At 66.8% G+C, this 1153-nt stretch carries 2 protein-coding genes; both read right to left on the bottom strand.

The annotated features are described in order from the left end of the window. The coding region (locus tag EN964_RS35295; RefSeq protein WP_164776446.1) for a lysophospholipid acyltransferase family protein at positions 1–550 on the bottom strand (550 nt) is incomplete at its 3' end. Next, positions 547–990, bottom strand: a complete 444-nt coding sequence (locus EN964_RS35290) for a hypothetical protein (RefSeq protein ID WP_127267051.1) — start codon at positions 988–990, stop codon at positions 547–549. The genes EN964_RS35290 and EN964_RS35295, both read right to left, overlap by 4 nt. Between the last annotated feature and the right edge of the window lie 163 nt (positions 991–1153).

Here is a 1153-nt window from a genome sequence, read left to right as displayed (position 1 = left end):
CGCGGCACAGCAGCGGCACCGGCAGGAACTGGCCCTTGGGCAGCACGCGCGACATGTTCTCGATCCAGCACGGGATCAGCTCGACCTGAGGCCGCGCCGTCGACAGATTGTAGAGCCCGGAGCGGAAGGCCAGCAGCGGCTCTTCGGTCATGTTGCGTGTGCCTTCGGGAAACAGGATCAGCGAGTGGCCCTGGTCGAGAACCGACAGCATGATCTCGATCGGGTTTTCCTCAGGTCTCGTCCACTGCCGGTTGATGAGCACCGACGACAGCATGTCCTGCGCGATGAAGCGGCGCAGCCGCGACTTCCCCCAATATTCGCCTGCGGCAACAGCATGGGTGATCGCGCGCTCGCTTTCGCTGAGACAGGCCGACAGCAGGATAAAGTCGCCATGGCTGGTGTGGTTGGCGAAATAGATGCGCTGGCGGTCGGAGGGCAGGCTGCCGTTCCAGATCGGACGCACGCCCGTCACCATCCGGGCCAGCGCCGAGAGGCCGACGGAGGTTACCGTCTGCAGCAAGGTGAAGGTCTTGAGCGAAAGCCTGTTCATCGCGGCGCCCAAAACCCTGACGCCAGAAGTGCTGCGGCGAACAGAGCCAGGGCGGCGCGCTGCTTGAACAGTAGGCGACGCGTGCCAGCAATGCGGTCATCGAGCGAGCGTGTCGCGGGCGGGGCCGTTTTCAGGCGCATGCGCGCCAGCATGTCGTCCACCGCGGCACCGCCGGAAGCTTCGTCATCATGGCCAGCCATGACCCGGAACAACAGGGCGTCGAATGCCAGCAATGCCGACAGCGCCAGAACGGCGACAGCGCTCGCGGCTGTGATCGACAGCGCAACGGCCGCCGGCAAAGTCTCGAAGCCGCCGCGCGTCGAGGCAGCCAGCGGCGCAAGGATATTTGCCGCCACCACGATTGCGGCAGGCCACGCTGCCTGCCGCATCAGCATGCCGGCGAAGCGGTCGGTGCGGTCCTGATAGGCATTGCCGGTCATGACGCCGCCGGATCCGTGGCTTCTGCGAGATGAACCGGCCGGCCGAGGGCCGCGAGCATTTCGCGGGCAAGCGCCGGCGTCTTGGCCCTGCCGGTCGCCACCAGCCATTCGGCGACGACGCCGGCGCTGCGCTGGAAGCCGAGCGCGCAGCACACCAGCACGG

It is taken from the genome of Mesorhizobium sp. M7A.F.Ca.CA.001.10.2.1 (genome assembly GCF_003998575.1).
Lineage (GTDB): Bacteria > Pseudomonadota > Alphaproteobacteria > Rhizobiales > Rhizobiaceae > Mesorhizobium.
Note: the sequence above shows the minus strand (reverse complement) of the source record. Positions and strands in the feature narration are given on the sequence as shown.

What these genes read in the sequence shown, in the direction of transcription:
- EN964_RS35290 (WP_127267051.1), bottom strand. Translation starts at nt 990, where the DNA reads ATGACCGGCAATGCCTATCAGGACCGCACCGACCGCTTCGCCGGCATG.